Origin of the sequence: Stenotrophomonas sp. ZAC14D2_NAIMI4_6 (genome assembly GCF_003086875.1) — a bacterium.
Classification (GTDB): Bacteria; Pseudomonadota; Gammaproteobacteria; order Xanthomonadales; family Xanthomonadaceae; genus Stenotrophomonas.
In genome coordinates this window covers 2,568,791-2,592,945 of sequence record NZ_CP025996.1, presented here as the reverse complement: position 1 = coordinate 2,592,945, position 24,155 = coordinate 2,568,791, and the positions used below count along the sequence as shown (strand labels likewise).

The window sequence follows — 24,155 nt, the reverse complement described above, 5'->3', positions numbered from 1 at the left end:
CGTGCTTATTGGATTCGGAATGCCGGCGGTGGAAACTGCCACCCTGACTGGTGGCACCTGGTTGACCGCCGATCAGGGCAGTGCGCTTTTCGACGGCAAGCCCGCACGCGCAACCCGCGTGAGGCGCACGGGCGATCTCGCGATCACCATCACGCTTGCCCAGGCAATCGTGCCTGGGATCATCGCGGTGTTGGGCCTGAGCGTGCCGGCGGGCGTCGAGGTCCGCGCCGCCGGCGCAACCGCTACGACGATCCAGCTGCCGGACGGCAGCGTGTGCGCGTGGCTCTTCCCGCTTGGCGGTGCGCCGTTGAGCGTGGTGTCGGTCGAGATCGCCACCGCCGCCCTCAACGTCGATATCGGCGAGATCGCCATCTTCCGATCAGTCGATGTGGGTATCAGCGATGGCTGGGGTGTCGTCACCATCGACACCAGCGGCCACACCCGCACCAAAGGGGCGCAGCTCAACACGGTGCCTGGCGCCACGTATCGACGCCTGACCTGCAACCTGTCGGGCCGGCCAACCGAGCTGGTGCGCGGCGGCGGCCTGGCCGGTGGCGTGGATTGGGAGACGATTGCTGCCGCAATGGCCGGGCGCCGGCGGTCCTGCCTGGTGCCGCAGTTCAGGGATATCGCTTCGAAGGTGTTCGACCCCGTGCTAGCGGCGAGGTCGGCGATGTATGGGTATCCCACCCAGCTGCCGAGCGCGGAGAACATCAGCCGCAACTACTTCACCGGCTCGCTGGAGTACGAGGAAGTCCCGGCCTGACCCAGCCGCAGAACAATGGCATCATGCCCCGAATGACCGATCATAGGGGGACGTGGATGTACATCTTTCTGGCCGTTGTGGGTCTGTTGGCCGCGCTTGTGGGGGCCTTGATGCTCACCAAAGCAACCATGGGCGTTGGTGTGATTGCCTTCGGAATATTCCTGGCCGCCCTGGCTCGTATCATTCAGGCGGAGCGCCACCAGGCGCAACTGCTCGGTAAGTAAGCCGGATCCCCGGCGCCCGTCAAAAGCCCCGCCTTGTGCGGGGCTTTCTCGTTTCTGGAGCCGACATGTCCCTGTACACCCTCACCGTCGATCTGCTGATGAAGACCGGATCCTTCGTGAAGGATACCGGCAAGGCCGCCCGCCAGTTCGAGCAGTCGATGGATCGCATGCAGGCCACTGCGAAGCGTGCCGGGACCGCAATCGGGCTTGCGATCTCCGCCGGCATAACAAGCACCAGCGCAGCTGCTGTTGCTTGGTCGCGCCAGGTCGCGGACCTCAGTGTGCAGTACGAGCGCATGGGCACGCTGGCTGGGACCAGCTCCGAAGCCTTCCAGCGAATGGCTGCTGGTGCGAACGTTGTAGGGATCAGCCACGAGAAGCTGGCCGACATCCTCAAGGATGTGCAGGACAAGATCGGTGATTACGTCCAGACGGGCGGCGGCGCGATGGCCGACTTCTTCGACAACATCGCACGGCGCACAGGCGTCACTGCGGAGCAGATGCGAAAGCTGTCTGGTCCAGATGCGCTCGGGCTGTACTTCAACAGCCTGGAGCGGGCCAACCTGTCGCAGTCCGAAATGACCTTCTACATGGAGGCCATTGCCAGCGATTCCTCAATGCTGATGCCCCTGCTGCGGAACAACAGCGCCGGGTTCCGCCAATGGGGTGACGCGGCTGAGGCGGCCGGCGCGATCATCGATGGAAAGACCACGAAGGCGACAGTGCGTCTGCGCGAGATTACGCAGGAAGCGGATCTCGCGATGATGGGGTTGAAGGTCAGCGTTGCCGAAGAGCTGCTGCCGACACTGAACAACCTCACCGAGTTCATGGCGTCGCAGCAGACGCGAAACGCTTTTGCCTCCGCTACCAAGTGGGTAGCCGAGCTGACGGGGGAAATGGCGAACGGTGCTGTTCAGATAGTCAACCTGATTGGCCGCTATGCCGAGCTGCAGGCTCTGGAGGGTGCATCGTCCGACTCGCTCAGTAGCGCAACCGAAGACGCTCTCAACGAAAAGATGGGCGAGTTGGGGGCGCGTCGTCGTCTACTGCTTTCCGTGGAATCGCCTTCTGCGGAGCGTGACAAAGAGGCCGAACGACTGCAGGCCGAGAGGGTGCGCATCCAGCGCGAGCTGACGCGCAGGTATGGCCCCCAGGTCACGCTGATCGACAACGGGCAGATGCTCCCCGACAGCGCGCTGAAATCGGCGTCCGTTGGCTACAAGCCAACCGGGAATATCGATAAGGGCGCTGGAGACAAAGCCGCAGATGAGGCCAAGCGGCGCGCCGAGGAGATGGCGCGCTACAGGCAGCAGGCAGAAGAAGCCGCCGGCGCCATGGATGGTCCTCTGGCCGAGGCGATGGCCAAGCATCTTGGCAACATGGCCGAGTACAACGACCTGTTGTCGAAGGGCAACATTGCCCAGGCCGACGCAAATGTGCTGATGGGGCAGAGCGCCCTGCAATACGCGAAGGTGGCGGCCGAGGTCGAAAAGGCCATGGGCGGGCCGGAACAGCTGTTGGCCACGTTCGATTCCGAGCTGGTGATGCTGGGCAAGGTTGGCCGGGCGCGCGAGCTGTACCGCCGCCAGCTCGTCAACGAGAAGGACATGCGCGACGAGCTGCAGAAGGCCGTGGAGGCTGCGGGCAGCAAGGGGGCGCTGGCCTTGGCCAAGGGCGCTTCCAGCTATGCGGAGTACGAGCGGGCCATGCTCGACGCCGCTGCAGCGGCGGCCGAGCTGTCGCTGCAGGTCGAAGAATCGGCGGCCCATGCAGAGGCCCTGGCGAACGTGATCGTGTCCGGCCTGTCCGATGGCGTCGATGCATTCGCCGACTTCGCTGCCGATGGCCTGCGCAACTTCGACAACCTCTGGGATGACCTCAAGAACGTCGCCAAGCGCGGGCTGCGCGACATGATTGCGGAGATCGCCAAGCAGAAGCTGATCATCCCCATCCAAACCCAGATCATGAACGGGATCAGCGGTCAGGGCGGCGGCTTGAGCCTGCAGAGCATCATGGGCCTGTTCGGTGGCAACGGCACCGCGGCGGGTGGCCAGAATGCCAGCACCATCGCTGGCCTGCTCTCGCAGGGCCAGGGCCTGTTCGGCGGCGCCACGTCGGCCGCAAGTGCGACCGGAGCGAGCTCGCTGGGCGGCAGCATGGCGAGCTTGGCCGCGTTGACGGGCGGCGGCACTGCCTCCACCGGTGCGGCGACCGGCGCCGCCGGCGCGGCAACGGGGGCGCTGGCTGGCGTCGCGGCGTTCGCGCCGTATGCCGCCCTGATCGCCATGGGCATGCAGATGGCCGGCAGCGCGTACAAGGAAGGGTTCGGGCTGGAAAACCAGAACAAGATGGACCTGTTGAACCGCGGCCATCTGGCATCTGGCGGCCTGCTCACGCCGGTGATGATCGACAGCATGTCGCTGGACTACCTTGGCCGCGCGCTGGGGATGAACAGCAAGACCGCGGCCATCTTCTCCGGCAGTTCCCTGATGGGTAAGGCCTTCGGGCGCAGCGCCCCGAAGATCACCGGACAGGGCATCACCGGTTCGTATGGGTTCGGTGGCCTGGACGGCCAGAGCTACGCCGATGTGAAGCAGAAGGGCGGCTGGTTCCGTTCGGACAAGAAGTGGACGCAGTACGGCACGCTGGATCCGGGTATTGATCGCACGTTCGACATGGCGGCTCGGCAGATCCGTGGGGCAACCACGGACCTGGCCAAGCAGCTGGGCGTGGATCTGACCCGGCAGCTGGCATCGGTGAGGGTGGACCTGGGCAAGCTGCAGCTGTCTTCCGATTCGGAGGAAGCGCAGAAGCAGCTGGAGGCCTACTTGGCCGACATGCAGGATCGGCTATTCACCGAGGCGGTGAAAGCGTCCGGCTTCGGTGGGCAGCTGGATGGCTACTTCGGTTCGGCGGACGTGTTCAACGCCCTGAGCGCGTCCATTGAGCTGGCCGTCGGCAACGCGGACGACCTTGGCCGCGCGCTGACCGGGCTGGAAATCGACAAGGTCAACAAGGCCGTGGACTACTTCCAGGATCTGGCCAGCGTCGCCGGCACGGACCTGGCCACGCAGATCCAGAAGGTGACCGGGTTGCTTGGGAACTACGCCACGCTGATGGCGGACGTGTCCACGCAGCTGCTCACCGGTGACCTGTCCAGCTACCAGCAGCAGGCGCTGACCATCGAACGGACCTACCGCCAGCAGGTGAAGGCGGCCAACGACTACGCCAAGGCGCTGGGCCTGTCCGGTGCAAGGGCTGAGGATCTGGCCAAGATCGAAGCCCTGCGTGCCATGAACATGGGCAAGCTGCAGGCGCAGATCGACAAGGACAAGAAGGCCATGCAGTACGGCCTTTCGATCAGCGACCTGTCGCCGCTGACGGACCAGGAGAAGCTGGGCGAGGCGATGAAGGAGCTGGAGCGGGCTGTGGCGGGCGGCGACACCAGCGCCGCGCAGGCGGCCGCGCAGGCGGCGCTGGGCTTCGGCCGGAACCTCTACGCCAGTGGCCAGGACTACAACGGCCTGTACGACCAGATCACCGGCCTGATCGACGGCATGAAGGTGGGCGACCTCGATATGGAGGACGGCACCAGCATGGGCGCACTGGCCGATGTGATCGAGGCGCTTCCGGACAACTTCAGCCGCGCCGTGTTCGACCTGGTGGTGGACAGCAACGGGCAGGCGCAAACCACGGCCGCCGTGCAGCAGAGCAACGCGCTGCTGACAGATGTGAAGGGGCTGCTGCAGGACCTGCTTTCGACCACCACCCAGGGCGTCCGGAACTCGGCCAGCTCTGCGCTGCGCAACTCGCTCAACGCCTAACGAGGTAACTCCATGCTGCAACGGAAACTCACGCTGGTGGAAATCGGCGTGGGCGCTCTGCCGTCCCCGATGCCGCCGGCGCCGCGCTTCTCGAACTGGTTCCCGGTTGCCTACCGGGCACCGGATGTACCGCCGGTGGAAGGGGTGACCCCGACGCCGGTGGCCGATGGTGTCCTGCTCGAATGGCCTGCCGTGGACCAGGCCGGCGTCATCTACGTGATCGAGCGTGGCCCGGCCGAGGATGGGCCGTGGACGGAGATCTACCGGACCACCGAAACCCGCTACGTCTACAGCGACGCCAGCGGCACGCAGTGGTGGTTCCGGATCACCCCGACGGTGCGAGGCAAGCCGGGCGGTGGCACGGTGGTGGTGGCAACGCCGACGCCGGCCACCGCCGACCTGATCGAGCAGCAGCTGCGGTTGAGCAAGGAGATTTCAGACCGGATCGAGGCCGAGGCGCTGGAAGCGGCAGCCCGTGCCGATGGCCTGGCCGATGCTGCCCGCGATCTGCTGGCCGAGGCCGTGCTGCGAGAGCAGGGCGTGGCCGATGCCATGGGCGCGATCGCGCAGGAGGCGCAGGACCGCGCCGATGCGGTGCTCAATGAGCGGCTGGAGCGCGAGGCGGCAATCAGCCTGGAGGCAGAGACGCGGCAGAGCGATGTGGAATCGCTGTCGCGCGCGCTGTCCGAAGTCGTGGCCGGCAGCGGCACGCAGTTCGACAGCCGCAAAATCTGGTACTTCGACACGACCGTCGAGGGATGGATCGGCAATGGCGCTGATCCAACGGTGATGGATGGCTGGCTGCGGCCGGCCAACGGCGCCGATTCCCCGTGGGTACAGTCTCCGCCCGCTCTGGCGATTGATGGCAGCGCGTATCGGTTCGCCAAGCTGCGGGTGAAGCGCGTAGGCATGCCGGCGTGGAACGGCACCCTGCAGTGGATTACAGCAGACGACCAGGCCTGGGACGATGAGAAGCGCGTGCCAGTGCCTGAGCCGCTGTGGGACGACCACGGCGTGGCGACTGTGGACGTGGCCGATATCGCCTGGTGGCCGGGCGAGATCGATGCCATCCGGTTGCAGTTCGGCGATGAGCAGGCGGTGGCTAACTACTTCCTGCTGGACTGGGTGGCCATCGGCCGTCCGACCCCGGGCGCCGGGGTGGCCCTGGTGCAGGATGAGGCACGGGCCCGAGTGGCCGCTGACAGCGCCGAGGCCAGCCGAAGGGAGACGCTGGCCGCGCAGCTGCGCGGCGACTATGACGGCACGGACATTTCCCAAGTAGCCACAGGGCTTTTCGCTGCTGAACGGGATGCCCGCGTAAGCGCAGATGAGGCCAGCGCCACCGCGATTGAAGTCCTGCAGGCCCGCATGCCCTTGGGTGACGGGGTGCTGGCCACCGAGGCCAGCATTACGGAAGAGAGCCAGGCCAGGGCCGACGGTGACAGCGCCAACGCTGAGGCCTTCCAGCTGGTGCAGGCCCGCATGCCGGACGGCGACGGGGCCGTGGCGTCCGCAGCGGCGCTGGAATCCGTATCGGCAAGGGTGGAGGAAACCGAGGATGGACTGCGCGCCGTCGGTGAGCGGGTCAGCTCGGTCACTGCGCAGCTGGAAGGTCCGCACGCAGGCGACGAGGACTGGTATGCCGGCGATGAGGACGTATACGCCGGCACAAGGACGGTCTATTCGGCAATCGCCGAGGGTGACCTGGCGCAGGCCATGAACCTCAGCCGCTTGGACGCCGAGGTGGGGCAGTTCAAGGCGCTGGCCACGCAGCAGATTGAAGCTGTCGCCACCGACGTGTCGGCGCAGGCGCAGCGCGTGGACGCGGTGCAGGTCGAGCTGGAGGGCAAGGCATCCGCCGAGGCCGTCTCCCAGCTTCGGGCATCGGTCGAGCAGAACGCCGATGGGATCGTAGCCGTGTCCGAATCCCTGCAGGGGGTGAAGGTCGAGCTGGGCGAGAAAGCCAGTGCTCAAGTTGTGCAGGGCATGGAGGCCCGCGTGCAGGAAACGGAAGGCGGCTTGGCGCAAGTAATGGCCAAGGCCTTTCTGCACCTGATTGCCGATAGCGGGGCTGGGCCGCTGATCGGCGGCATGGAGCTGGGCAATGACGGCAACGTGGTCAGCCTGCGCTTCCTGACGAACAGTATGGAGATCGTCGCGCCCAACGGCGCAGCCGAGGGCATGGAGTGGCGCTCCGGCTACCTGCGGGTATGGAAGGGGGCGGCGCAGCGAATCATCGGCCCTGGCTTCGGCGCGGCCGGTGACAACCTGGTGGACTACTTCGGGCCGAACGTCGGTGCCGCCGCCGCTTCCAAGGCCAACGCCATGATGTGGATGGACGCAAGCGGCAGTGCGTACTTCGGTGGGCAGCTCTCAGCCGGCGTGCTGCGAAACGCCGTGCAGACCACGACCACCCAGGCAATAGGAACCGAGCTGGTCAACGGCCCGTTCTCCACCAATGGACGCGTACGCACCGTCACCGTCAGCTTCACCAGGCGCCACCGGCGGACGCAAACCACATCTGGCTCTACAGGCTTCGTTGCCGGTGCAGGCCAGAACACCGCGCGGGTGGAGGTCTATCGAAAGATCGGCAACGCCGACGAGACGCTGTGGCAAGTGCTCAACGCCGCTGGTGGCGTGGTCATCAACAACGAGCGCGACGGTCCAGACGAGGCCGATTCGTCCTGGGGCGGAGCTTTCACCATCAACGACACCAGCCCCAGCTCCGACACGGTCCAGTATCGCGCGGTGATTACCGGCTTTACCGAGCAGACCGTGACGCACACCTCTGGTTCGTTCCAGGGGCAAACCCTCATGCAGAGCCTATCGATGATCTCGGTAGAGCAGTAATCGGAGAAGAAATGGCCCTTCAACTCATCGACATTGACGCGCCTGCGCCGAACGGAAAAACCGGAGAGTCCGCCCGCTCGACCCACATCAAGGTCAACGCGAACACTACGGAAATTGGCCAGCGGCTGGAAGCCTTGGAGGCGGACAGTGGCGGCGCCGGCGAGGCCATTGGCGATCTGCGCGCTGAGCTGCAGCAGGAGGCGCTAGAGCGGCAGCAGGATACCGAGGAACGTCGGGCGGCAGACGCGGCCATTAGTGAGCAGCTCGACGTTGAGCGAGTTGCGCGGCAGCAGCAGGCGGAGAGCCTTAGTGCCCGCATCACTGGTAGAAATCGTTTGGTCAATGGCAACTTCGATTTCAGTCAGCGCGGCAATTCGGGCATCGTCAGTAGCGCCGCGCTTTACACGGCAGACCGCTGGATTTGCTCGGCGGCTGGCGGTGTCCAATGCAATTGGGGCATTGGCTCCCCGGCTGTTGGTGAAATTCCCTGGGCACGCCGTTTTCTTGGCTTTAACATCGTGGCGGGCACAACGTCTGCATGGGTGGGGCAGCGAATTGAGAACGCCAGCACCTTTGCCGGTGGTAAGGCCACTGTTTCGTTCTGGGCGCGGAGCGGAGTAGCGGGAAAGAAGGTGGGCCTTCTTATCCAACAGGTGTTCGGTTCTGGTGGCTCGGCGATTGTGCAGGTGGACGGGCCATTGCTCACCCTCGGAACCGCCTTTCAGAAGTTCACGGCTACGTTTGATGTGCCGGCTGTTGCTGGGAAGACATACGGCGCCAACGATAATTTGCTGTTGTGCTTCTTCTACTCTGACAATCGCCCCGAACTGTTCGGCGGTCAGCTTATCAATCAGACTGGTCTTTTTGAACTCGCGCAGGTGCAGTTTGAAAGCGGCGAGAAAGCAACGGAATTCGACTTCCGCCCTTTGGGGTACGAATTGACGCTGTGCCAGCGGTACTATGAAAAAAGCTACAACTTGGAAATTAATCCAGGTAGTGTCAGCGGCTTGGGTCGGATTAATACGTTCTATGACCGAAGCACCAGCGGTGCCAGCACGTCCGATATCCGCTTCCGTGTAACCAAGCGGGCCATCCCTGCACTTGTGATTTATTCGGATGGCACAGGAGAGACTAACCGCACCAGTGGCAATACCGGTGCGGCGGGCACAGTGAACAGCATTGTTAATGCTGGTACTAGCGGCGCACAGGTCAATTACACCCCCGGCGCAGGTAGTTGGGGCGCATCTTTCCAATTCACCGCAGACGCTGAGATTTAATCATGTATCAGCTTACTGAAAACCTTGACAGCATTCTTTGCATTGAAACTGGCGCCCATATCCCTCGCGGGCATCGTGATTGGGACGCATACGAAGCGTGGCTGGCCGAAGGCAACGAACCTGCCCAGGTCGAGCTGGTTGGCCCGGCTCCGCACTCGCCTGAGCATTACCGCGCGATTCGTGATGCAGCGTTCGCATGGATGCGTAACGTGGCCGTGGCGCGTGGCTACGACAGCATCGAAAGCTGCGTGAGCTACTTCAACAGCAGCGTAGAGCAGTATCGAAAGGAAGCGCAGGCAATGTCGGCATGGCGCGACGACGTAAACCTGGCGCTGGTCGCGTTGGTGCAGAATCCGCCAGAGGGAATCGAAACGTGGGATCAGGTACGCCCGATGCTGCCGCAACCGGAAGCTTACCCGTGGCCTGGTGCGGTGGAGTTGCCTCTGGGCGCTGAGGCCGCGCCGCCGGTGGCCATCTCCTAAGCCACAGCCTGCAGCAGATCCTCGCGGTTGTTCTTGGGGGAGTTCACCGCGCGGCTGACGCGGTACGCTTCCATCGCTGGCGGCTCACTGGCCAGCAGCATGGCCATGGCATCGTCTGGCCCTGCGGCTAGCCATTCATCGATCTGGCCGGCCTGCAGCCAAACCGGCATGCGGTCATGGATATCTGCCGACACCCCGCTGCTGTCCCCGGTGATGATGGTGAAGGTGCCCAGGTTGCCGTCGGGTAGAAGCGGGCTGGTGTCTTCCCACAGGCCTGCGGCCAGCAGTGGCCCGGCTGCGTGGATGAACCACGGATCCTTCTTTCCGTCCTCGGGGCTGATGGACCATTCGTAGTAGCCAGCCATGGGCACTACGCAACGGCGCTTCTTGAAGGCAGAGCGGAAGGCGGGTTTGGTGGCCACCGTTTCGATGCGGGCGTTGATCGTTGAGCCCTGCAGACCCTTGGCTTTGGCCCAGAAGGGCAGGAGGCCCCAGGCCATCCGGGTGACCTGCCGCCCGTCGCCGCGGTCCAGGATCAGCGACGCGCGATGCGTCGGCGCAAGGTTGAAGCTGGACTGGATCTCGGCCAGGCCGGGAGCAAGGTCCGCCATGCCCGGCTGGCCGAAGTTCACAACGGGAAGCTGGACGAATCGGCCGCACATGGCGCTACCGTACCGTGGCACCCGAAAGGCCGCGTGACACAGGCCTAACGGTTAGCCTCGTAGCCTGCGGCGACAACATTCGGAGCGTCTCGCCATGAGCCTGACCGACGTGCAGATCGCCATCTTGCGGGCTATTGAAGCCAGCCGGGTCGTTTCGCCAGTAGAACGAGGTTGGGCGGTAGGGGAGGGCTACGCGGCCGGCTCAAAAGAAGGCGAGATCGGGCTTACATCTGCAGGGCACGCGATGCTAGCTTCGGCCTTAACCTGACTAAAGATCCCCCCGCGTACGGCGCGAGTTAGGCGGACATTGCGGGAGAGGGTGTTGGAGAGAGAACGTGTTCGCACTCAACCAAACGTGCATTGCTTACAGCCTGTCGCTCGCCACATCCCACGCACACTAGCAGGGTGCCCCCTGGCAGCGTCTCCAGCTGCGGCACCGCAGACTGCGTGACGTGTTGGCAATGATTGCACCGGACAGTGATTGCGTTCACACGCTCCAAGCTGCCGCTTGCGTTACGCGTCGCATCAAGATCGAGAACGTAGAAAAGGCCTGTGTCGGGCATTACGAAGTACCGGTTCTTTTTTGAAATGCTGCCGCTATGGGCGCCCGCATTCTGTGATGAAGGCCCACATTCAGCAAGATTAGTTCCTGCATCGTTGTGCAAAGGTTCGTTACATCACGTTGACGTGGCCTTGACCCTGATAGGGTCGTGCCTTACCAAGGAGGTGCGCAATGCCCATCAGGGCAGTTGTATACGTGAGCACCGCCGGCGAGGAGATTGCCGGCGACAAGCTGGGCCTGTCCAACGGAAAGCTTGATCAGATAGTGGACGATGCGGCCCGGTTCAACCGTAATGCCGGAGTTACGGGGGTGCTCCTCTTCGATGGTGAACGCTTCTGCCAGTACTTGGAGGGTCCAGAGGACGGGCTGTCAGTCGCTTATTCTCGAGTGCTTAGCGCCAGCAGTCACCACAGCGTCGTAGAGCTGCAGCGGGGTAGGGTTGGTCAGCGACGCCTGCCGTTCTGGCCGATGAAGTGGCTGCCTGTCGAGGCTGACGATCTTCGTAGGGTAGCGCACGCTGATTGGACTGGGTTCAGTCAGCGCGGAGATGCCGAAGACTCTAACCCTACAGCGATGGACCTGCTGGTCGCGCTGGTAGAGCCCTACGCTGTGGCCGCTTGATCCCCTGGCCCGTGTTCTCCGATTTGCTCGGTGAGCACAGCCAGCGATTGTTGGAACGCGGCGGCGAATAGATCGCCGCCGCTGTCCCGATGCTTCGCAGCAATGCTGGGCAAAAGACGCTGCCAGGTTTCGGAGAGCCGCACGGACGCCGGATGGGTCAAGACAAGCGCTCGCAGTGCATATTCCATCGCCTTGATATAGGCACGATGCGCTTCTAGCTCCATCTCACATGCGTCCAGTCGCTCAGACAACTGCTCTACCGTGGGTGTCATGACAGGCTCGACTTGAGAATGAATAGGACGGATAGTCTGCGCAGGCCATCCGGCGCGCGACATGAGCATCCTCAACGTTCTACTGCGTCCTGACCAGCTGCTGGTCGCCGTTGACACCCTCGCCGAAGACGCTCTTACCGGGGCGAAATCCTCGGGCGCGAAGCTGCTCCTGATCCCCCAACACAACCTGGTGCTCGCCACCCGGGGCAGCACGCAGTTCTTCCTGCGCATCTATGAGCTTGCGCTGCAGGCCAGCTTCCGAGCGGACTTCACCATGGAGCAGCTGGGCAAAGAACTGGGCCTGGTGGTGGATCAGCTGTGGCCGGCCTATGAGAGGGCGGCTCTTGACGCCGGCATACCGCGGGAGGCACTCGGCACCGAGTTGGTACTGGGGGGCTGGTCACCCCGCGCGGGGCGCATGGTGGCCACCGCCTATGCGAAAAGCGACAGCGGCACGGCCGCGGTGGTCCAACCGTTGGCCGGCGGTCTCGCGTCCCCTGGGGAGCCACTACAGGGGAGACCCGACAGCTTCGCTCCCGAGGCAGTGCTGGCTGCTGGGCGCGCCCAATCGGTCTGGCTGAATGAAAAGGCTGGCCGTCCGGTGGCAGGAGGGCGACTTCTCGTTGCCAGCCTTAAGTCCACTCAGGCGCTGATCTCAGACCTAGGGCCCGTATAGATCGTCTGGATCAATGCCGGCGTTCCAAAGTAGCCGGTCGCGACGTACTTGCTCGGCCCACTTTTCCCGAAGTTCAGAAATAGGCACGTCTGCTGTGGCGTCGCAGGCGGGGCAGGTCAGCACGATCACATTCGGATCATGGGCTAGCCCCTCTCCTTTCGATAGGCGAGCGACGTAGTCACAGGCCGAGCACTTGCAGAAGATTGCTTCGATCTCATCGAAGCTTCCATTCAGACAAAATGTCGAGCGGATCCTGAGGATCTGGAAAGGGCTTTGGGGGGACATGTGTCTAGCCAGGTAGGGGCTGGACACGGACACGAAGGATTTCGTGTCGGAGAAGAGCCAAGTGTCGGCAGTCTCTCACGTCGCCGTGAACGATTCATAAAAGTGGCATTCGCAGGGTGTGCGACCAACGTTCGTATTCTCTTGGCCATGCTCACCCCCAGCAGCTACCAAGGTATCCGCTCCGCCCCGATTCCGTCTGGATGGGTCCAGACGGGGGATCGCTGGGCGCTTTGGTACAACGGGCGGGAGACGGCAAGCGTGGTGCCAGATGGCCAGCCAGGCCTCCGTCTGTGGATGGAAGGCCAGAAGTTCTGGCAGGTGAAGGATGTGCGCGTGGCCAGCGTTCGGCAGGGCAAGCGCTTCGCTGAACGCTGGTGTGCGGCCAGGCTCTACCCGGGCGTGCCCTTGCGCGAAGCGGTGGCACGCCTGACCGATAACACGCCCATTGAGCCGGTGCCGTTGCCCCCCGGCCTGCCACCGACGCGCGAGCAACTGCAGCAAGCCCAGCGCCTGGACGAGGCGGCTGCGGCTGCGGTCGCCCGAGTGATGCCTGCACTGGAGCCGATCCGGCCGCCGGCGGAGACCAAGCCCAGACTGACGGATCCCGCTAAGGCTCGGTTGAGGGAGGCAAAAGTCGGATCAAAGCGGCGCTGACGCGGCGCTGGGCCAATGCCCAGCGCTCGCGGGTGCCGTTACTCGGTAGCGGGCTTGGCACGGGGCTTGAGCCTAAAGCTCACCCCTAGCCGATTGATCGCGTTCATTGCCGCGATGGTGAGCGTGAGATCTACAAGGTCCTTCTCGCTGAAGGCCGCGGCCACGGCTTGGTACGCCTCGTCAGATGCGTGGGTGTCGCTGACAAGCGTCACTTCCTCAGCCCATGCCAATGCGGCGCGCTCTTGCTCCGAGAAGAGGTACGCGGCTTCGTGCCATACAGGCAGAAGTGTGATTGTGTCGAAGGGCATGCCTTCCTTGAGCAGATCGCGTGTGTGGATGTCTATGCAGTGCGCGCATCCGTTCAGTTGAGAAACGCGCAAGAACACTAGGTGGATCAATTTTGAGGGCAACGATGTGCCGTTGGTCACAAAGTGATGGAGCTGTCCAACCGCTTTGGCACCCTCCGGAGAGACCACAAACCAGTTCGCTCGGTTCATTTCTAACGTCCTTTTCCTCTAAGTGTGGGCCGGAGTCGGTCCACTCAAAGGTAGGGACGCCGAGCAGGGACGGTTCGTGACAGCTGATAGCGTGCGGCAGGGCAAGCGCTTTGCCGAACGCTGGTGTGCGGCCAGGCTCTACCCGGGCGTGCCCTTGCGAGAAGCGGTGGCCCGCCTGACCGATAGCACGCCCATTCAGCCAGCGTCTCTGCTCCCCGGCCTGCCGCCCACGCGCGAGCAACTGCAGCAGGCCCAGCGCCTGGACGAGGCTTGCCGCCGCCAGAGTCAAAGCGGCGCTGGAACCACGGCAGGCGCCGATGGTGACCAAGCCCAGGGCTAAGGATCCGATGAAGGCGTGGGTTAGGGCAGGGAGAAGCCAGTTGCCGCGAGCGCACGCCTGATCCCCCTTTCAGGGGAGGCGGGGGACGGTGCGTGCTTGCCAGACTCGCCTTTTCAACAGAGAGAGCGACGATGACCGCAACCAATCGCAAGACCGCCAGCTTCGGCGTGCCGTGGGAGTCGGCCTACGGGTACGTTCAAGCAGTCCGCGTTAACAACACGATCTTCGTTTCCGGCCAGCTTTCGCATACACCGGACGGGCAGTTGGTCGCACCTGCCGACCTTGGTGCGGACGGCAGGCCTGCCAACTTCGACACCATGGAAGCCCAAATGAGGCGCACCTATGAGAACGCGCAGGTGCTGCTGGCCGAGCTCGGCGGGTCGCTTGCTGACGTGGTCGAAGAAACCCTATTCGTCATCGACGTTCCGGCGGCTTTCGCAGCCAGTGGTAAGGTCCGGCCTGCCGTGTATGGCCAGCCGGTGCCGCAGGTTGCCAGCAACCTCATCGGTGTCTCCGCCCTGGCGTTCCCGGAGCAGCTCATTGAAATTGCCTTCCGGGCGGAAGTGCAAGGCTAAAGCGGGTGCCGGGCGGAGCATGCTCCCGCCCGGCTCACCGTTGCCAGGTACTGCGCACCAGATCAATTGAAGGCGCGGGTGAGGGCAGGCTCCGCCCTGGTGCCGCCCGGTCTGACTCTTCTGCCTCCAGAAAACTCGGGCACTCCGTGTTGTGGCGCAATGGTCCCGACCGGCATGCTCCAGAAATGAAGTCAAAGCAAGTCTTTGATTTCGGTTCACAGTCAGGCAGACTTCTAAGCCGTTGCTTGGAGTGAATCCGAATGGATGTCAATAGCGCGGATCAGTTTGGGGATGCGGGTGACTACGACCGAGCCCGCAAGAGCCTTTACGACGTCTCGAACCTCCTTTTTGCCTTCCCTCCTCAGCGGGAGAACGAGAGGCACTTCCTGCTTGCCGCTGTCAGGCGGACCCTTTCTTTGGAGAGGGCGTTTCTGCAGGCAGTTGATGACCACAACGGCCAGATGGCTATGACAATGGTTCGATTGAATCTTGACACCGTTGCTCGTTCGTATGCTCTGTACTGGGCGGAAGAGACGCCGGGCATGACGGCCGAGTCGTTCGCACGCAGGGTTGCTGAAGGTGAGAGCATCAAAGATTTCAAGTTTCGGGGCGCGACGGAAAAAGCCAGTGATAGGTGGCTGATTGAGCAGATAGCCCCGCTTGAGTCTTGGATCAAAGACGTCTATCGCACGACTTCTGGCGCCATCCATTTTTCTGACTTTCATATAAAGCAGCTATTGCAGCAGCACGACGGTAGTTCTCCACGGACTGACGGTGCAGTGCTAGTCAGTCTGGTTTTGGGCCCTACTGATTTTGATCCCTCGCCCACCAGGTATGATGAAGTCCGCGCAGCATTTCTCCATACAACGCTCTTGCTTCTGAACCTGATTTTCCATCGTGCCAAGAGGGCCGGCGTTGCATAGCTGGTGAATATCTCAATTTGCCAAAAGCAGCTGGAGGCAGAAATCTGCCCAGCTCTGCATCAACACTCGCCGCTTTTCCAGCATCGTACCTCGCTTGTAGGCTGCCTTCGCCTTGTCCCGGATTCTGTGAGCCAGAGCGGCCTCTGAGAGGTCGTCAGAGAAGTCTGTGGTTTCGCTAGCCCAGTCTTTGAAGGTCGACCTGAACCCGTGAACGGTGATGTGACCAAACCCCATGCGCTTGAGCAACGCCAACATGGCGTTCTCGCTGAGCGGATCGCCTGTGAGGTCGTTAGGGAACAATAGCGCGCGCTGCATGCGGGGCTTGGCCAGTGCCAGCGCCGCCGGCGTTAGAGGAATCGTGTGGTCAACCTTTGCCTTCATCCGGCTACCGGGAACGGTCCAGGTGCCGGCTTGGAGGTCGATCTCCTTTGGCACTGCCCCGAGCGTCATTCCCGTGCGGGCTGCAGTGAAGATGGTGAATTCCAATGCCCGTGCCGCTTCGCCGTGCCGGCGCGCCAGCGCGGCCATGAAGGCGGGAAGTTCTGCATAGGGCAGGGCAGCGAAGTTCTCCACCTTTGTTACGGCCGTCGGCTTGGGCAGGATCATGGCCAGGTGACCGCGCCACCTGGCCGGGTTCTCGCCGGTCCGTTTCTTCTGGACAGTGACCGAGTCCAGCACCGCCTCTACCCTCTGCCGGACGCGACTGGCCGTCTCTGTCTTGGTTGACCAGATGGGCCTCAGCACAGCAAGCACATGATCCGTCTCGATACGGTCCACCCGAAGGTCGCCCAGCACCGGCTTGGCGTAGGTTTCCAAGGTGCTGGTCCATTGACCGGCATGTTTCGGGTTGGTCCAGCCGGCCTGGCGCTCCGCAATGTAGGTCACAGCGGCTTCCCAGAAGGTCGGGATGGATGACGTGGCCATGGCGGCGGCGCGCCTACCGGCAAGAGGGTCCTGGCCGGCCTGGATCAACTTCCTCGCGGCATCAGCCGCCACCCGTGCATCGGCGAGAGCGATCACATGCAGCGGGCCAAGTCCCATCTCTGGGCGTCTCCCCTCAAAGCGATACCGAAACACCCAGCTCTTCGCTCCGGAAGCGGTAACCTGTAGATACAGGCCTCCACCGTCCGCGTGGTAGCCCGGCTCCGTGACCGTGGCCACCCGTCTCACCGTCAAGCGATTGATCTTCAGACCCATTCCTACCCATCCATGTACCCGCCCAGTTGACGCGGTTTCCCGCGAAGGCGTGCGAACCAGTCCGGATGGTGAAACATAGCTGGCGCAAGGGCTGAGACTGGTTCCACGGAAGCGCACGGAAGCTAGGGAACTCCCTAGAATCAGACACTCTCTCCGCCAGAATATTTGGAAAGCCTCTGGAAACAGGGGCTTTCTTTTTTGCCGTGCCGGCGTATGAAAGACCCCTGGCGGGGCATTTTCATCCGTCATCTGGCTGCGCAATCACGTGAGAGCAACGAACAGATGGGGTTCGGTTGCGCAGCAATTATCCCATGCGCATCGCATCTCGCGCCTGCTCGTGGGCTTGCTCTTTCTGGGCAACCTGCTGCTGCGCCTGTGAGGTCTGCTCTGCCTTGGCGAGTGACTGCTCCACTGGGGTGTTGATCGCGTCGCTGATGGCTACCGATGCCCGCAGATGTGCCGGGTTGTCGAGCTCACCTTGCACAACGAACATGCGCGGGCCAGAGCCGTCGGAAGATGGGTTGCCCAAGACGACGTGATCGACCCGATCCAGGCCGCCACTCTTGGCCGATGCCAACAGGCTGGCACAGACGCGTTCGCTGGTTTCGTCGAAGCTGCGCCCATGCGTGGAGTCCACGGCCGATACACCATTGCGGATCTGTTGATAGAGCGGATGATCAGGGTGCCCTTTGTCCCTGGGATCTTGATTCATCTTGTCCAGGGTCGATTCGATGCTTTCCTGTAGTGGACTCTTGGGTGCGAAGCCCGGGTTGCTCAGCGAAGGCGAGCCCTTGTCGGTTGCTTCTTGCGTCAGTCGCTCACCAGGTTTGAGTGCACTGTGTGCCCGTTGCTCCGCTTCGGCCTCGCGGCGAGCGTACTCGCCGGCTTCCTCGGTGCCTCGCAGATGATTGATCCCGTCACGTAGTAGCCCTGGGCCGCCACCTACAACAACGGTGGCTCCCATGCGTACTTGATGGATGTCACTGCGGTACTCAGCGACCCGGCGCAGGTCGTCGGGGGCGGTGATCCGTGCGCTGGGATCGTCAAGGACGGACTGCACCGGCCCTTTGTCGGTCATGCGATCAAGGAAATGAACTACCCGATGGGAGTCGCCTAATTGCACCGCCACCGCCGCGGAGATGGCGTGCCCGCTCCTCAATCCAGGTGCCAGAAGGGACCCGACGCGTTGGCCCTGTTCGGCGTTGCGCAGAACCTCCAGTTCCTTGGGGAGCGCATACATCTCAACCTTGCCGTAATGGGGGCCGCCTGCGCTCACCAGGTCGCCTGCCATGACATGGTTGGTGAAGGGTGCCGCATTGGCGGGCTGGCCTTCGGGAATGCGGTACGCCAATCCGGCAGCGCCGTAGGGATTGAACGCGTCGCCGGGGAGGTTGTAGTGGTGTGCGGTGATCTGCGCAAGCGCGCCACCCAGGGAGTGGCCGGTGACGTGTACAGGGCCGTACCCCATTTCATTCGCCATTCTGATGGCTTGTTTGGTCAGCGCGAGGGCATCGTCGAGCTGAGGGTTGATTCTGGCAGCAACCATGGCGGCGTCGATCCCGCCATCGAGCAGTGGCTCGCGATCAAACTCGGTGCCGCGGTGGGCAACAATGACTTCGTTCGTTGCTAGGCTGCGATAGACGGTGCCTTGATATCCGGTACTGGAGTCGCGTCTGGCCAGAATCTCGTACTTGATGCCCGCAACGGTGATGAACGCATCTTCCAAGGGAGGGGATTCATACGTGCTGTTGGAGAGCGCGGCGGCGGTAACAGGATTCATCGAATCTCTCCTTCAGCATTTCTGGAAATCTCGATAGGGAAGTACTTTGAGTGCTCACCTTCGGGGATCTTCTGGAATTGGCTGTCTGGCCAGATGCCCGCTCGCTCGGGTGTCTGTCCTGGAATCAGCGGTCTAAGTGCCTTCTCCACGTATGTAGTAGAGCGCGCTTTATCTTCGATCTCTGGAAAGAAGGCGGGAATAGCTACTCTTATCGGGCGGCCTTCGACGTCCATCATGAACGATGCTTGCACAAAGCGTGGCGTCCAGTTGCATGGTCCGCGGCCATAGTAGTCGGCGACCTCCATCCCATCTTTGAACACTGTTGCAGTGAATTCGGTCTTGCTGACGCGTTGCACTGGAAACACAACTGACTGGCGTTGCGGTGCGTACTGCACGCCCTCGTAGTTGTCGATCGGCGGGAGACAGAGCGGGTCTATTTCGTAGGAGACGAAGACCTTGGGAGCAGGGACGTCCACGGGCGCATCCTGTACCCGAATCACGATAGCAAGCGCGTCCGTGGGAGCAGGATTCTCGCGGTAGGCCGGGTACGAACGGTCCTCACTGCAGCCAGGCGCGACGACGGTGACCAAGGCGATGAGAACTACACGAGGAAGGGTCTGGAGGAATGTCAGCATGATCGATCCATGTCGCTGATTGAGGTGCTTCCGGCCGGCGCCAGTACAGGCTTACTACAAGGCATGGCCATCAGTGCGTGACGCAGTTCGCAGGACTGCCCAGATCGTAGATCAGCTGGGCAGAGCGTGTCGCCTTGAAAGATGAAGCCCAGACTGGCTTCTTGGGCAGATGCGACAATTCGCGCTCGCTCAGCTTCACGTTCATCGGCGCGCCATTGCAAGGCGTGCGCTGACCATACGATCCGCTCTGGCCAGGCCTACCCCCGACGCCCACCCTTCGGCTTGTTATGGCACAACGGATAACTGGAACACGACCGGAACGCCCCATGCGGCCCATTCCGCTCCACGAACACCCCCACCTTGCACACCGGGCAGCGCTCCTCATTGATCGCCACACCCGACACGCTCGTCACTTCCACCACGCCATCCTGCACCAGCTCATCCAGGAACGGCGAACGCTTTCCCTGCAGCGTGAACATCGCAACACTCCGCCGCGCACGCGTCAGCGCCACATAGAACAGCCGCCGCTCTTCGCCCAGCGGGAAGGTATCGCCTTCGGGCATCGCAAGCGAAAGCACCGGATCATCCGCGCGCAGGCTGGGGAAGCCGCGGTTCACCATTCCCGGCAGGATCACGTAGTCCGCCTCGCGGCCCTTTGAACGGTGCGCGGTCAGGAACTCCACGTCCATCGTGCTGCCGAACGCTGCCTTCCAGTCCGCTGGCAGTGCGCTGCGCTCATTCCGGTAGCGGCCCAGAACGAACACCGTCACGCGCCCGTTGCGGCCGCGAGGCACGGCGCCAGACAGCAGTTGCTGATGCAGCGCGGCCAGATACTGGCGAACGCCATCCTGCACTTCTTCGCGCCGGGTCATCTGGAAGGCCTGCAGCACCGGCCCAATTGCCGGCGCGGCAGAGCGAACCGCCTTGGCAATCTGCGCCGGGTTGCGGCTGATGAAGCGGCTGGAGATATCGCACAGTTCCTGCGGGCAGCGGAAGGTCTGCTCCAGTTTCAGTACCTGGCCGTGCCCCATCCATTCGCGGAAACCGGTCATCACCGAAACATCGGCACCGGCGAAACGGTTGATCGACTGCCAGTCGTCGCCCACCGCAAACAGGTAGCGTCCCGGGCGGTTGACCAGGGCGCGGCACAGGCGGGCGCGGGCGCGCGAGGCGTCCTGGAATTCGTCGGCCATCACCAGGTCGTAGGGCGATTCATAGTGGCCCTGTTCCAGCAGTCCGGCGGCCATGTTCAACATGTCTTCGAAATCAATGCTGCGCTCGTCGGCCAGTGCGTCATCCCAGGCCTGGAATACGGGCCCGGCGATTTCCAGGAAGCGCCGGTAGCGTTCCTTGAACTGGTCCTCGGGCATCTGCCGCAGGCGCTCGGCCATGTCTTCCAGGCTAAGGCAGTTGCTCTTGGCATGGGCAATGAAGGTGCGCATCAAGCCGATCAGATCGGCATCGGGCATGGGCTTGGCGCCGGCGTCGGGCAGCTCGCGGTCCGGATTCGGGTCCAGTTCAACGCGCGATTCGCCCAGCCGCTCGGACAGGTGGTGCAGGGCCTCGCCACTGCGCAGCCCGAACGAGGTGGTCTCGATCAGTGCGGTCCCGCGTGCGGCATGCTGCTCGCGTTTCCAGCGCACACCCTCGGCGTAGTTGGCGAACTGCTGCGGCGGCTGGCCGTCGGCATCCAGCGCGAAGTGCTCGTGGTAGAGCGCGGCATCCGGGTAATAGAAGTCCGGCCGATACTGGCGATGGATATCGGTGGCGGTATCGAATTCGTAGCGCCGCTCGTAGTCGTAGGCCACGCCGTTGTAGAACAGCCAATCTGCAATCACGCACTCTTCCAGACTCTTCACCCGCTCGCCCTGCAGCGTGCGGATATAGGGCGTGCCATCGCGGTCGTAGCCGTCCGCCAGCATCTGCGCGCCCAGCGGCGGCAGATCGCGCCCGAACACCAGCCGGAACATGTCCCACTGGGTGCGGAAGTGGGTCGAGCGGTCCTTCAGGTCGTCCACCAGCTCGGCCAGCTTGTTGAAGCCCAGCGTCGCGTCGATGGCCCAGTCGGGAATATCAGGCTTGCGTCCGGTCGCCTTGGCGATGATCGACAGGCCCAGTGCGTGGAAGGTGCGCGCCTCCACCACGGTATCGCCCATGCCCAGCCGTTCGAACGATCGCTGCGCGCGGTCCTCCAGTTCCTTGGCGGCATCCTTGTTGAAGGCCAGCATGACGATGCGTTCGGGCGCAACGAAGCCGCGATCAATGGCATAGGCGGCCTTGGCGACCATGGTCGAGGTCTTGCCGGAGCCGGCCGCGGCGACCACCTGCACGTGGTTGTCGAAGCAGATGACCGCGCGCGCCTGTTCTTCGGTCAGTGGCTTGCTTTCGACCCGGTGCAGGAAATTGCGGGCCAGCACCAGCTCGCGTGTTGCCATGGTCGCGTTGGCTTCGGCCCAGACGGACGGCCAATCCAGTTCCCAATCGTGCAGGGCGTCCAGCGCGGCACGGTGGCTGGGCGACTGCAGGTCGTCGTGCACGTCCTCGTCGAGGAACAGCCGCTGCAGCGCGGACGGCTGCAACGGCAGGGCGGGCCGCTCGGCCACCAGTGCCTGCTGTTGTTCGTGCGTGATCCAGCGGCGGCCGGCGCTGCCGCGGTCGGTCAGCGCGTCTGCCTCGGCCAGCCAGCCCTGAATCTGCGGCAGGATGTCTTGAAAGAGCGCCTTGCGCCCACGGGTGGTGCAGGCAAGCAAGACCTGCTGCACGGCGGCCGAAAGCTGCGATGCCTGGCGGTTGGGCAGGCCATCGACGGACAGCGTTTCACCGTCGTCGCGCTGCAGCTCGATCCGGGCCCAGAACAGGCCCGGAATGATCCGCACACGCGCGGCGCCATCTACGTGCTGCTGGTACAGCGTGCTCCCAATCGAGAGTTCGACCTGTTCGCCATCCAGCCGCAGCCGCCAGTCCGGCGAGCGGGTCACACGTTGGCCCCAGCCCGAGGGGCGCCATTCCATAGACATCCAGATACTGCCTTGCGTACGTCACTGGGCGTAAAGCGCCCTTACAGCCCAATGATAAGGGGGCTTGGCGTCGCGTGTGGCTTTTACCTCCGTGCCGGACCGGGGTACGCTGCGGTCCAACGGACAATCCTCGACAAGGAAGGAATGCCATGCCTGTGAATCAGAAGGGACGTTGTCTGCTGAGCCTACTGCTGGTGCTTGCACCGACAGTGATGGCCCAGTCATCTGGCCCTTGGCTCACCTGTACCGTGGAAGAAAAGGGTGTTGATGGGCGTTGGCTCGCCACAAGGTACGTGAGCGAAAGTACAGGCGCGGCGGTCGGGCTGTCGGAGAGCTATACGTGGACGCCTGCAGAGAAGGCATCCTTTGCTCCAGGTGCGACGTTCAGGTGGTCGCTGAGTTATGAAATCCGGCCGGGCGCAGGCGATGCTGTGAAGGCCGTTGCGGAACGTGACGTTGTCGCGGAAATGGACTTCTGGTTCGACGCGCAGCAAGCCGGGACGCCAATGCGCGCGTCTAAAGATGCGGCGTTGCACCTGTACAGGTCTTCGGATCCGCAGAAGGAGTTCCGCTCGTCATCCACGAGCCTGACCACGTCTCTGCACTGGGGTGAACATAACAACGGTAACGTCGGCGCGACGGCATTCATGCCCTTGGATAGCGTGCTGGCGTTCGGGACGGGATGGGATGCGCTGGCCTGGAACATTCGTAGCGCACCCAACAGCCTTGGGGGAACGTCGGCCATCGCTGCGGGGACGATTTCGGTAGTGGCACTACGTAACAAGGTGGGCACGATTCCAAAGCTGCGACGTGCGCTGGACCGCAAGGCCGCCAACTTCCGCAAGGAATGCCAGATGCCGATCACCATGGTGGGCGGATAGGGTAGATCGGGCTCGACGCGGCCCACGTCGATTGGGTCGACGTGGGCCAGATGGGTGCGCGAACCTGGATGGGCACCGGCGTGCGCCGATCTACGCGCCCTCAGGCATTCACATCCACCACGATCCGCCCGCGCACCTTGCCCGGGATGATCTGCTCGTACACATCCAGCACTTCAGCCAGCCCGATCTGCTGCACCGTGCTTTCCAGCTTCTTCGGGTCCAGATCGGTGGCCAGGCGATCCCAGGCGCGCTGGCGCACCTGCTGCGGTGCGTTCACCGAATCCACGCCTGCCAAAGTCACGTTGCGCAGGATGAACGGCAGCACCGAGCCGTGCAGGGCGTCGCTCTGCGCCAGGCCGCAGGCCGCCACCGCGCCGCGATACTTCGTTTCGGCCAGGGCATTGACCAGGGTCGGGCCGCCGGCCACGTCCACCACGCCCGCCCAGCGTTCGGCGCTGATCGGCTTCTTGCGCGGCTCGGAAAGCTCCGCGCGGTCGATGATCTCCGCCGCGCCCAGGCTGTGCAGGTAGTCGGCATGTTCGGGGCGGCCGGTCGCGGCCACAACGCGGTAACCCAGCTTGGACAGAATGGCGACGGCAATCGAGCCGACGCCGCCATTGGCGCCGGTCACCAGCACATCGCCCTTGTCCGGGGTCACGCCGGTATCTTCCAGCGCCAGCACGCACAGCATGGCGGTATAGCCTGCAGTGCCAATGGCCATGGCATCGCGGGTGGTCAGGTTGCCGGGAATCTTGTTCAGCCATTCGCCACGCACGCGCGCGCGCTGGGCCAGGCCGCCGTGGTGGCCCATGCTCAGGTCCCAGCCGTTCAGTACCACGCGATCACCGGTCTTGAAATCGGCATTGCTGGATTCCAGCACCACGCCGGCCAGGTCGATACCGGGAATCAGCGGAAACTTCTGGATGACCGGGCGGCTGTTGGTCAGCGCCAGCGCGTCCTTGTAATTCAGGGTCGAATAATCGACCTGCACCAGCACATCGCCGTCCATCAGGTCGGCCTCATCAAAATCGACCAGTTCAGTGACGACGCGGTCGTCGGTCTTGCTGGAAAGTAGTGCCTTGAATGTCATCGCGGGCCTCACGGTCAATGGATGCGCCCATGCTAGGCTCGCACCGTTATTGCAACAAGAACGAT

22 protein-coding genes are annotated in these 24,155 nt (G+C 63.2%); 13 read left to right on the top strand and 9 right to left on the bottom strand.

What is annotated here, in order from left to right; translation table 11 throughout:
• Positions 1–19 precede the first annotated feature (19 nt).
• The 6 genes from C1933_RS11925 to C1933_RS20120 all read left to right on the top strand — a co-directional run bounded on the left by C1933_RS11925 (position 20) and on the right by C1933_RS20120 (position 9,423).
• The gene (locus C1933_RS11925) at positions 20–766 is read left to right on the top strand and encodes a hypothetical protein (RefSeq protein ID WP_108753439.1); all 747 of its coding nucleotides are present in this window, start codon (positions 20–22) and stop codon (positions 764–766) included.
• A 56-nt stretch (positions 767–822) separates the two neighbouring features.
• Positions 823–990 carry a hypothetical protein gene (locus C1933_RS11920; protein WP_159093992.1) on the top strand — a complete coding sequence of 56 codons (168 nt, stop codon included), beginning with the start codon at positions 823–825 and terminating at the stop codon, positions 988–990.
• A gap of 65 nt (positions 991–1,055) precedes the next feature.
• The gene (locus C1933_RS11915) at positions 1,056–4,814 is read left to right on the top strand and encodes a phage tail protein (protein WP_108753437.1); all 3,759 of its coding nucleotides are present in this window, start codon (positions 1,056–1,058) and stop codon (positions 4,812–4,814) included.
• Positions 4,815–4,826: 12 nt separating this feature from the next.
• Positions 4,827–7,664, top strand: coding sequence for a hypothetical protein (locus C1933_RS11910; RefSeq protein WP_159093991.1), 2,838 nt, complete (start codon positions 4,827–4,829; stop codon positions 7,662–7,664).
• Positions 7,665–7,675: 11 nt separating this feature from the next.
• Entirely contained in the window at positions 7,676–8,941 is a 1,266-nt protein-coding gene (locus tag C1933_RS11905) for a hypothetical protein (RefSeq protein ID WP_108753435.1), read from the top strand.
• A gap of 2 nt (positions 8,942–8,943) precedes the next feature.
• Positions 8,944–9,423: a hypothetical protein gene (locus tag C1933_RS20120; protein WP_159093990.1), complete on the top strand. Its 480-nt coding sequence runs from the start codon at positions 8,944–8,946 to the stop codon at positions 9,421–9,423.
• Here C1933_RS20120 and C1933_RS11895 read toward each other — a convergent pair.
• Positions 9,420–10,085, bottom strand: coding sequence for an SOS response-associated peptidase (locus C1933_RS11895; RefSeq protein WP_108753433.1), 666 nt, complete (start codon positions 10,083–10,085; stop codon positions 9,420–9,422). The genes C1933_RS20120 and C1933_RS11895 overlap by 4 nt on opposite strands.
• Positions 10,086–10,179: 94 nt before the next feature.
• On the opposite strand from C1933_RS11895, the gene C1933_RS20115 reads away from it, so the two are divergent.
• Positions 10,180–10,353, top strand: coding sequence for a hypothetical protein (locus C1933_RS20115; RefSeq protein ID WP_159093989.1), 174 nt, complete (start codon positions 10,180–10,182; stop codon positions 10,351–10,353).
• A 465-nt stretch (positions 10,354–10,818) separates the two neighbouring features.
• Positions 10,819–11,268: a BLUF domain-containing protein gene (locus C1933_RS11885; RefSeq protein ID WP_108753431.1), complete on the top strand. Its 450-nt coding sequence runs from the start codon at positions 10,819–10,821 to the stop codon at positions 11,266–11,268.
• Here the strand turns inward: C1933_RS11885 and C1933_RS11880 are convergent.
• A complete protein-coding gene (locus tag C1933_RS11880) occupies positions 11,250–11,540 on the bottom strand; it encodes a hypothetical protein (RefSeq protein WP_108753430.1) in 291 nt (96 codons plus the stop codon). The two genes, C1933_RS11885 and C1933_RS11880, sit on opposite strands and share 19 nt — an antisense overlap.
• A 61-nt stretch (positions 11,541–11,601) precedes the next feature.
• Here C1933_RS11880 and C1933_RS11875 point away from each other — a divergent pair, with 61 nt between their 5' ends.
• Positions 11,602–12,216: a hypothetical protein gene (locus C1933_RS11875; RefSeq protein ID WP_108753429.1), complete on the top strand. Its 615-nt coding sequence runs from the start codon at positions 11,602–11,604 to the stop codon at positions 12,214–12,216.
• A gap of 579 nt (positions 12,217–12,795) precedes the next feature.
• Positions 12,796–13,155, top strand: a complete 360-nt coding sequence (locus tag C1933_RS11870; RefSeq protein WP_325051500.1) for a hypothetical protein — start codon at positions 12,796–12,798, stop codon at positions 13,153–13,155.
• A 38-nt stretch (positions 13,156–13,193) separates the two neighbouring features.
• On the opposite strand, the gene C1933_RS11865 is transcribed toward C1933_RS11870, so the two are convergent.
• Positions 13,194–13,652 carry a carboxymuconolactone decarboxylase family protein gene (locus C1933_RS11865; RefSeq protein ID WP_108753427.1) on the bottom strand — a complete coding sequence of 153 codons (459 nt, stop codon included), beginning with the start codon at positions 13,650–13,652 and terminating at the stop codon, positions 13,194–13,196.
• Positions 13,653–14,123: 471 nt separating this feature from the next.
• Here C1933_RS11865 and C1933_RS11855 point away from each other — a divergent pair, with 471 nt between their 5' ends.
• Together C1933_RS11855 and C1933_RS11850 are read left to right on the top strand one after the other, a co-directional pair.
• Entirely contained in the window at positions 14,124–14,567 is a 444-nt protein-coding gene (locus tag C1933_RS11855; protein ID WP_108753426.1) for a Rid family hydrolase, read from the top strand.
• Positions 14,568–14,827: 260 nt separating this feature from the next.
• Positions 14,828–15,490: a hypothetical protein gene (locus tag C1933_RS11850; protein ID WP_108753425.1), complete on the top strand. Its 663-nt coding sequence runs from the start codon at positions 14,828–14,830 to the stop codon at positions 15,488–15,490.
• Between the two features lie 12 nt (positions 15,491–15,502).
• Here the strand turns inward: C1933_RS11850 and C1933_RS11845 are convergent, their stop codons facing one another.
• The 5 genes from C1933_RS11845 to C1933_RS11830 form a co-directional block, all read right to left on the bottom strand.
• Positions 15,503–16,687, bottom strand: a complete 1,185-nt coding sequence (locus C1933_RS11845) for a site-specific integrase (protein WP_108753424.1) — start codon at positions 16,685–16,687, stop codon at positions 15,503–15,505.
• Between the two features lie 304 nt (positions 16,688–16,991).
• The gene (locus C1933_RS11840) at positions 16,992–18,467 is read right to left on the bottom strand and encodes an XVIPCD domain-containing protein (RefSeq protein WP_108753423.1); all 1,476 of its coding nucleotides are present in this window, start codon (positions 18,465–18,467) and stop codon (positions 16,992–16,994) included.
• Positions 18,464–19,102 (bottom strand): hypothetical protein, encoded by a 639-nt coding sequence (locus tag C1933_RS11835; protein ID WP_108753422.1) that lies wholly within the window; start codon positions 19,100–19,102, stop codon positions 18,464–18,466. The genes C1933_RS11840 and C1933_RS11835 overlap by 4 nt, the downstream gene beginning before the upstream one ends.
• 70 nt (positions 19,103–19,172) lie before the next feature.
• Positions 19,173–19,307, bottom strand: a complete 135-nt coding sequence (locus C1933_RS20440; protein WP_267896386.1) for a hypothetical protein — start codon at positions 19,305–19,307, stop codon at positions 19,173–19,175.
• 52 nt (positions 19,308–19,359) lie between these two features.
• Positions 19,360–22,113, bottom strand: coding sequence for a UvrD-helicase domain-containing protein (locus C1933_RS11830; RefSeq protein WP_108753421.1), 2,754 nt, complete (start codon positions 22,111–22,113; stop codon positions 19,360–19,362).
• Positions 22,114–22,268: 155 nt separating this feature from the next.
• On the opposite strand from C1933_RS11830, the gene C1933_RS20110 reads away from it, so the two are divergent.
• Positions 22,269–23,000, top strand: a complete 732-nt coding sequence (locus C1933_RS20110; RefSeq protein ID WP_159093988.1) for a hypothetical protein — start codon at positions 22,269–22,271, stop codon at positions 22,998–23,000.
• A gap of 100 nt (positions 23,001–23,100) precedes the next feature.
• On the opposite strand, the gene C1933_RS11820 is transcribed toward C1933_RS20110, so the two are convergent.
• Positions 23,101–24,090, bottom strand: coding sequence for an MDR family oxidoreductase (locus tag C1933_RS11820; RefSeq protein ID WP_108753419.1), 990 nt, complete (start codon positions 24,088–24,090; stop codon positions 23,101–23,103).
• Between the last annotated feature and the right edge of the window lie 65 nt (positions 24,091–24,155).

What these genes read in the sequence shown, in the direction of transcription:
- C1933_RS20440 (WP_267896386.1), bottom strand. Translation starts at nt 19,307, where the DNA reads ATGAACGTGAAGCTGAGCGAGCGCGAATTGTCGCATCTGCCCAAGAAG.
- C1933_RS11870 (WP_325051500.1), top strand. Translation starts at nt 12,796, where the DNA reads ATGGAAGGCCAGAAGTTCTGGCAGGTGAAGGATGTGCGCGTGGCCAGC.
- C1933_RS20115 (WP_159093989.1), top strand. Translation starts at nt 10,180, where the DNA reads ATGAGCCTGACCGACGTGCAGATCGCCATCTTGCGGGCTATTGAAGCC.
- C1933_RS11845 (WP_108753424.1), bottom strand. Translation starts at nt 16,687, where the DNA reads ATGGGTCTGAAGATCAATCGCTTGACGGTGAGACGGGTGGCCACGGTC.
- C1933_RS11855 (WP_108753426.1), top strand. Translation starts at nt 14,124, where the DNA reads ATGACCGCAACCAATCGCAAGACCGCCAGCTTCGGCGTGCCGTGGGAG.
- C1933_RS11850 (WP_108753425.1), top strand. Translation starts at nt 14,828, where the DNA reads ATGGATGTCAATAGCGCGGATCAGTTTGGGGATGCGGGTGACTACGAC.
- C1933_RS20120 (WP_159093990.1), top strand. Translation starts at nt 8,944, where the DNA reads ATGTATCAGCTTACTGAAAACCTTGACAGCATTCTTTGCATTGAAACT.
- C1933_RS11895 (WP_108753433.1), bottom strand. Translation starts at nt 10,085, where the DNA reads ATGTGCGGCCGATTCGTCCAGCTTCCCGTTGTGAACTTCGGCCAGCCG.
- C1933_RS11915 (WP_108753437.1), top strand. Translation starts at nt 1,056, where the DNA reads ATGTCCCTGTACACCCTCACCGTCGATCTGCTGATGAAGACCGGATCC.
- C1933_RS11885 (WP_108753431.1), top strand. Translation starts at nt 10,819, where the DNA reads ATGCCCATCAGGGCAGTTGTATACGTGAGCACCGCCGGCGAGGAGATT.
- C1933_RS11875 (WP_108753429.1), top strand. Translation starts at nt 11,602, where the DNA reads ATGAGCATCCTCAACGTTCTACTGCGTCCTGACCAGCTGCTGGTCGCC.
- C1933_RS11865 (WP_108753427.1), bottom strand. Translation starts at nt 13,652, where the DNA reads ATGAACCGAGCGAACTGGTTTGTGGTCTCTCCGGAGGGTGCCAAAGCG.
- C1933_RS11905 (WP_108753435.1), top strand. Translation starts at nt 7,676, where the DNA reads ATGGCCCTTCAACTCATCGACATTGACGCGCCTGCGCCGAACGGAAAA.
- C1933_RS11920 (WP_159093992.1), top strand. Translation starts at nt 823, where the DNA reads ATGTACATCTTTCTGGCCGTTGTGGGTCTGTTGGCCGCGCTTGTGGGG.
- C1933_RS11925 (WP_108753439.1), top strand. Translation starts at nt 20, where the DNA reads ATGCCGGCGGTGGAAACTGCCACCCTGACTGGTGGCACCTGGTTGACC.
- C1933_RS11880 (WP_108753430.1), bottom strand. Translation starts at nt 11,540, where the DNA reads ATGACACCCACGGTAGAGCAGTTGTCTGAGCGACTGGACGCATGTGAG.
- C1933_RS11830 (WP_108753421.1), bottom strand. Translation starts at nt 22,113, where the DNA reads ATGGAATGGCGCCCCTCGGGCTGGGGCCAACGTGTGACCCGCTCGCCG.
- C1933_RS11820 (WP_108753419.1), bottom strand. Translation starts at nt 24,090, where the DNA reads ATGACATTCAAGGCACTACTTTCCAGCAAGACCGACGACCGCGTCGTC.
- C1933_RS11835 (WP_108753422.1), bottom strand. Translation starts at nt 19,102, where the DNA reads ATGCTGACATTCCTCCAGACCCTTCCTCGTGTAGTTCTCATCGCCTTG.
- C1933_RS20110 (WP_159093988.1), top strand. Translation starts at nt 22,269, where the DNA reads ATGCCTGTGAATCAGAAGGGACGTTGTCTGCTGAGCCTACTGCTGGTG.
- C1933_RS11910 (WP_159093991.1), top strand. Translation starts at nt 4,827, where the DNA reads ATGCTGCAACGGAAACTCACGCTGGTGGAAATCGGCGTGGGCGCTCTG.
- C1933_RS11840 (WP_108753423.1), bottom strand. Translation starts at nt 18,467, where the DNA reads ATGAATCCTGTTACCGCCGCCGCGCTCTCCAACAGCACGTATGAATCC.